The organism is Saccharomonospora iraqiensis subsp. iraqiensis (genome assembly GCF_000430445.1).
GTDB lineage: Bacteria > Actinomycetota > Actinomycetes > Mycobacteriales > Pseudonocardiaceae > Saccharomonospora > Saccharomonospora iraqiensis.
On record NZ_KE387106.1, the window covers coordinates 2,163 to 8,032 of the forward strand.

6 protein-coding genes are annotated in these 5,870 nt (G+C 72.4%); 4 read left to right on the top strand and 2 right to left on the bottom strand.

The features are described from left to right. The first annotated feature begins 114 nt into the window (after positions 1–114). Entirely contained in the window at positions 115–639 is a 525-nt protein-coding gene (locus ACTIR_RS23665) for a flavodoxin family protein (RefSeq protein ID WP_034240372.1), read from the top strand. 41 nt (positions 640–680) lie between these two features. Here ACTIR_RS23665 and ACTIR_RS0115320 read toward each other — a convergent pair whose 3' ends face one another. Further along, on the bottom strand, positions 681–959 hold the full coding sequence (locus tag ACTIR_RS0115320) for a PASTA domain-containing protein (protein WP_026454938.1): 279 nt from the start codon (positions 957–959) through the stop codon (positions 681–683). A 147-nt stretch (positions 960–1,106) separates the two neighbouring features. Next, a complete protein-coding gene (trxA, locus tag ACTIR_RS0115325; RefSeq protein WP_026454939.1) occupies positions 1,107–1,466 on the bottom strand; it encodes a thioredoxin in 360 nt (119 codons plus the stop codon). Positions 1,467–1,580: 114 nt separating this feature from the next. On the opposite strand from trxA, the gene ACTIR_RS0115330 reads away from it, so the two are divergent. The 3 genes from ACTIR_RS0115330 to ACTIR_RS0115340 all read left to right on the top strand — a co-directional run bounded on the left by ACTIR_RS0115330 (position 1,581) and on the right by ACTIR_RS0115340 (position 5,781). Beyond that, positions 1,581–2,210 carry an alpha-ketoglutarate-dependent dioxygenase AlkB family protein gene (locus ACTIR_RS0115330; protein ID WP_026454940.1) on the top strand — a complete coding sequence of 210 codons (630 nt, stop codon included), beginning with the start codon at positions 1,581–1,583 and terminating at the stop codon, positions 2,208–2,210. Positions 2,211–2,296: 86 nt separating this feature from the next. Continuing rightward, complete coding sequence (locus tag ACTIR_RS0115335) at positions 2,297–3,670, top strand: ATP-grasp domain-containing protein (protein WP_026454941.1); 1,374 nt, start codon at positions 2,297–2,299, stop codon at positions 3,668–3,670. After that, the gene (locus tag ACTIR_RS0115340) at positions 3,658–5,781 is read left to right on the top strand and encodes a CocE/NonD family hydrolase (protein ID WP_026454942.1); all 2,124 of its coding nucleotides are present in this window, start codon (positions 3,658–3,660) and stop codon (positions 5,779–5,781) included. The genes ACTIR_RS0115335 and ACTIR_RS0115340 overlap by 13 nt, the downstream gene beginning before the upstream one ends. Positions 5,782–5,870: the final 89 nt, after the last annotated feature.

Genomic DNA, 5,870 nt, shown 5'->3' on the forward strand with positions numbered 1-5,870 from the left:
CCCGGCGCCGGCGCCGGCACCCGCCGATCCGGGCGGAGGCCCCGCGCACGGGACCCCCGCACGGGGAGTGACCCCGCCCTCCCCGCTGCGCGGCTGAGACGGACGAGCCGGGCGATGCGGGTACTCGTCGTGTACGAATCGATGTACGGCAACACCGAGGCCGTCGCCCGCGCGATCGCCTCGACCCTCACGGCGCACGCCGGGGTGGAGGTCGACCTGACCGAGGTCGGCGCGGCGCCCACCACCGTCGGCGGCGACACCGACCTGCTCGTGCTCGGTGCCCCGACGCACGCCTTCGGGCTCAGCCGGGACTCCACCCGGGCCGACGCCGGGCAGCGGGGCGACCGCGCCGGGTATGCGCTGGTGTCCCGCGGTATCGGGCTGCGGGAGTGGCTGGACCGGGCCCGCCTGCCGAACGCGGTGCGCACGGCCATTTTCGACACCAAGGTGGACCGCCCCCGCCTGCCGGGCTCCGCGGCGAGATCGGCGGCGAAACGCCTGCGGAGGACGGGCCTGCCCCGACCGGAGGCGGTCACGAGTTTCTACGTCACGGGGCAGTTCGGCCCGCTCGCCGACGGCGAGGCCGACCGTGCGCGGGAGTGGGCCGCGGGCCTGCCGACCCCGGAGGGCCGTCGTTGAGGACGACGGCGGCGGGCCGTCCCTGCGCCCCGGACACCGGGTCAGGCGGGATCCGGGCTGCCCGTTTCGAGCGGCCCGGTGACGCCCGCGCCGACCGGGCTCTCCTTGCCGGGGTGGACCCACAACACGACCTCGGCGCCCTCCACGGCACCGGCGGCGCCGACCGGGCGCTGGGTGGTGACGATCCCGCTCATCGGCAGCTCGTCCACCCCGTCCGGGGGGACGGGCACTAGTCCCGCCCTGCGCACGATCTCGCAGGCGTCGTCGGGTGCGAGCCCGACGACGTCGGGGACCTCGGTCACCGGGCGCCGTCCGTGCATGTCGCGATTGTAGGCACCGACGCCGCCGGAGGACACGTCCCCGACACCGTCCGGGCAATTCCGGCCCCCGGACACACGACGACGGCACCGGCCGAGGGGCCGGTGCCGTCCGTTCCGGTTCGAGGCCCCGTACCGGGGCGGGGTGCGTCAGCTCGCCTCGGCGATCTCCCGGCGCACCTGGTCCATGTCGACCTCCCGCACCTTGCCGATGAGCTCCTCCAGCGCGGGGGCCGGGAGCGCACCGGGCTCGGCGTAGAGCACGACCCCGTCGCGCACGACCATCAGCGTGGGAATCGAGGAGATCCCGAAGGTCTGCGCGAGCTCGATCTCCTGCTCGGTGTTCACCTTGCCGAAGGTGATGTCCGTGTGCTGTTCGGAGGCCGCCTCGAACACCGGCGCGAAGGTCTTGCACGGGCCGCACCACGACGCCCAGAAGTCCACGAGGACCGTGCCCTCGCTGCCGACGGTGTCCTTGAAGTTCTCGCTGGTCAGTTCTACGGTCGCCATGACGTCCTCCCGGCGCTCGTTTCCGCGTTCCGTTCTGCCAACAGCACACCGGTGCCGTGCATTCCGGCCGCACCCGGGTAGAACACCTGTTCGATCGAAGGTACGCTCGGGAACATGGAACCCGCGTTGCAGGCGTCGTTGTTCGACACGGCCGACGAACCCTCGGTGCGGCCGCCGGACGGACTGCGCCGCACCGACCTCGGCGACGGTGCCTGGATCGACGTGCTGCCCGGGTGGCTCTCCGGCGCGGACGTCCTGTTCGAGCGGCTGGCCGCCGAGGTGCCGTGGTACGCCGAACGCAGGCGGATGTACGAGCGCACGGTGGACGTGCCCCGCCTGCTGTGCTTCTACGGCGAACGGGACCCGCTCCCGGATCCCGTCCTCGCCGACGCCCGCGCCGAACTGACCCGCCACTACCGGGACGAACTCGGGGAACCGTTCCGTACGGCCGGGCTGTGCTACTACCGCGACGGCCGGGACAGCGTGGCCTGGCACGGCGACCGCATCGGCCGGGGCGACCGCGAGGACACGATGGTGGCCATCGTGTCGGTGGGCGCCGCCCGTCCGCTGCTGCTGCGGCCCCGTTCCCGGTCCGGCGGCACCGTGCGGTATCCCCTCGGCCACGGCGATCTGGTGGTCATGGGCGGGTCGTGCCAGCGGACCTGGGAACACGCGGTGCCGAAGACCGACCGGCCGGTGGGCCCGCGCATCAGCATCCAGTTCCGCCCGCGCGACGTGCACTGACGGGCGGCCCGTCCGGCGGCGCGGTGCGGGTTTCGCGGTCCGGCGACCGGACATCCTCCGTACAGGGATCCGCACGGAGGTGGCGCGTGCCCGAGAACGTGTTCGTCCTCGGACTGGACGACGGGAATCTGGCGCTGCTCCGGCGCCTGCCCGGCGCCGCGGACCTGCGCTTCCACACCCTGCTCGACATCTCCGAGGTGCGCATCGGCTACGCCGACTACCGGCGGTGCCTGACGCGCGCCGAACAGCGGCTGGAGACCTTCGACGGGTCGATCGACGCGATCACCGGCTACTGGGACTTCCCGGTGACCTCCCTCGTCCCGGTGCTCTGCGAACGGTACGGGCTGCCCAGCACCAGCCTGGAGTCGATCGTCAAGTGCGAGCACAAGTACTGGAGCCGGTTGGAACAGGCGGAGGTCGTGGACGCCTACCCGCGGTTCGGTCTGCTCGACCCGGCCACGGCCGAGCCCGCGCTGCCGCCCGGGCTGGAGTATCCGGTCTGGCTCAAGCCGGTCAAGTCCGCCTCGTCCAAGCTGGCCTTCCGGGTCCGGGACGAGGCCGAACTGGTCCGGGCGGTGTCCCGGGTCCGTGCGGAGATCGACCAGGTCGGCGGCCCGTTCGAGGCGGTGCTGGAGCGCGTCCGGCTGCCCCCCGCGATCGCCGACGTGCCGGGCACGGCCTGCCTGGTGGAGGAGGCGGTCACGGGCAGGCAGGTCACCGTCGAGGGGTACCGCTACCACCACGAGCCGCACGTCTACGGCGTGATCGACTCGGTGACCTACCCGGACAGCTCCAGTTTCCTGCGGTACCAGTACCCGTCCACGCTCCCGCCGCACCTGATCGCGGAGGTCTCGGACATCGCGAAACGGATCGCCGTGCGGATGAACCTGCGTTCGACGACGTTCGACGTGGAGTTCTTCGTCGACGTCGACACCGGACGGGTGTCGGTGCTGGAGGTCAACCCGCGGCTGTCGCAGTCGCACGCGCGCCTGTTCGAGCACGTCGACGGGGTGTCCAATCTGCACTGCATGGTGAACCTGGCGCTCGGGCGGGACCCCGCGATGCCGTACCGGCGGGGGCCCTACGGGATGGCGGCGAAGTGCTTCCTGCGGCGGTTCACCGACGGGGTGGTCCGCCGGGTGCCCACCGCGGCGGAGATCGCGCGCCTGGAGGCGGAGATCCCGGGGCTCACCGTGGACGTCACCACCGCGGAGGGGAACGTGCTGTCCGACCAGTACGCCCGGGACAGCTACAGCTACGAGCTCGCCGACGTCCACCTCGGCGCCCGGGACGCGGACGAGCTCGACGAGCTCCACGAGCGGTGCGTCCGGTCCCTGCGGTTCGAGATCGACGACCGCGGCGGCCCCGACGGTCCGGAGGACGCGGGGAACACCGTCGACACCGCCGAGCACGACCCGTACCCCCGAGAGCGAGCCGGAGGCCGACCGTGCGCACCGTGAGTTCCCTCCCCCACCCCACCCGGGTCGACGACCACGTCCGCATCCCGATGGCGGACGGGACCGAACTCGGTGCCCGCATCTGGCGCCCGGTGTCGTCGGACAGCGACCCGGTGCCCGCGATCCTCGAGTTCCTCCCCTACCGGCTGCGGGACCTCACCGCGCAGCGCGACTCCATGCACCACCCCTACCTGGCGGGCCACGGCTACGCCGGTGTCCGCGTGGACCTGCGCGGCAGCGGCGACTCCGACGGTGTCCTCGGTGACGAGTACCTGGAACAGGAACTGCTCGACGCCGAACAGGTGCTGGCCTGGCTGACCGAGCAGCCGTGGTGCGACGGCAACACCGGGATGATGGGCATCTCCTGGGGCGGGTTCAACGCGCTCCAACTGGCCGCCCGCAGGCCGCCCGGCCTCGGCGCGATCGCGACGTTGAGCTCGTCCGACGACCGCTACGCCGACGACGTCCACTACATGGGCGGGTGTCTGCTCTCGGACAACCTGTCGTGGGCGTCGGTGATGTTCGCCTACATCTCGTGCCCGCCGGACCCGGCCGTCGTCGGCCACCGGTGGCGGGAGATGTGGTGGCGACGTCTCCGGCACTGCGAGCCGTGGCTGATCGAGTGGCTGCGGCACCAGCGGCGGGACGACTACTGGCGGCACGGGTCGGTGTGCGAGGACTACTCGGCGGTCGGCTGCCCGGTGCTGGCGGTGAGCGGCTGGGCCGACGGATACTCGAACGCGGTGTTCCGGCTGCTGCGCCACCTCGACGTGCCGTGCAAGGGACTGATCGGCCCCTGGTCGCACAAGTACCCGCACCTGGGCAGGCCGGGCCCGGCCATCGGGTTCCTCCAGGAACTCGTGCGCTGGTGGGACCACTGGCTCAAGGGCGTGGACAACGGTGTGATGGACGATCCGGCGCTGCGGATCTGGATGCAGGAGAGCGCCAGGCCCGCCACCGCGTACGAGCAGCGGCCGGGACGCTGGATCGGGGAGGACGCCTGGCCGTCTCCGCACGTCGAGTCGACCGCGTTCGTGCTGCGCCGCAACCGCCTGGTGGGTGCCGACCCGGCCGGGGTCGACGCCGGATCCCGGTCCGAGGCGGGGTCCATCCCGGACCGGTTCGCCGCCGACGCCGTGGAGGGCCCCGGCGCGGCCGGATCGCCGCGGGGGGACGGTCCCGGCGAGGCCATGACCATCGAGTCACCCCTGTCGGTGGGCCAGTTCGCCGGGAAGTGGTGTTCCTACAACGCCCCGCCGGACCTCCCGTACGACCAGCGGGAGGAGGACGGCGGCTCGCTGGTGTTCGACACCGCGGTGCTGACCGAACGCCTCGAGATCCTCGGCTCCCCGGTGGTCCATCTGGACCTGTCCGTCGACCGGCCCACGGCGATGGTGACGGTCCGGCTGTCCGACGTCTCCCCCGACGGACGGGCCACCCGCGTCAGCTACGGCCTGTTGAACCTCACCCACCGCAACGGGCACGCACGGCCGGAACCGCTGGAGGCGGGCGGACGGTACCGGGTGAGCGTCGGCCTCAACGGTGTGGCACAGGCGTTCCCCGCGGGGCACCGCATCCGGCTGTCGGTGTCCACCTCGTACTGGCCGCTGGCCTGGCCCCCACCCGAGCCGGTGTGCCTGACCGTGCACGCCGACACCAGCGAGCTGATGCTGCCGGTCCGTCCGATCTGGACGGACGAGGTGCGCCCGGAGCCGTTCGACGAACCGGAGAGCACCCCCACGACACCGGTGCACCGGCTGCGGCCGGGCGACGGGAGGTGGACGGTGTCCCGGGACCTGGTCGAGTACCGCTCCGCGCTGGACGTGGTGAAGGATCTGGGGGTCGTGCACTTCGAGGACATCGACCTGCGGGTGGGGCGCCGCGCCGACGAGCGCTACGAATGGGTCGGTGACGATTTCGAATCGGTGCGCGGACAGGTGGACTGGGTCATGCGGTTCACCCGCGGCGGGTGGGACGTGTCCACCACCACGCACACCACGCTCTCGTGTACGCCGACGGAGTTCGTGGTGCACGCGCGGCTCGACGCGTTCGAGGGCACCGAGCGGGTGTTCTCCCGCAACTGGCACACCGCCATCCCGAGGGACCACGTCTGACGCGGCCGCCTCACCCGGACACTGTCCGGGTGCCGTCCCCGTGGAACCGGGTGCGACCGTCGGCGTCGAGCCGCTCCAGCAACGGCACC

Coding starts and splice junctions, on each gene's coding strand:
- ACTIR_RS23665 (WP_034240372.1), top strand. CDS start 115: ATGCGGGTACTCGTCGTGTACGAATCGATGTACGGCAACACCGAGGCC.
- ACTIR_RS0115320 (WP_026454938.1), bottom strand. CDS start 959: ATGCACGGACGGCGCCCGGTGACCGAGGTCCCCGACGTCGTCGGGCTC.
- trxA (WP_026454939.1), bottom strand. CDS start 1,466: ATGGCGACCGTAGAACTGACCAGCGAGAACTTCAAGGACACCGTCGGC.
- ACTIR_RS0115330 (WP_026454940.1), top strand. CDS start 1,581: ATGGAACCCGCGTTGCAGGCGTCGTTGTTCGACACGGCCGACGAACCC.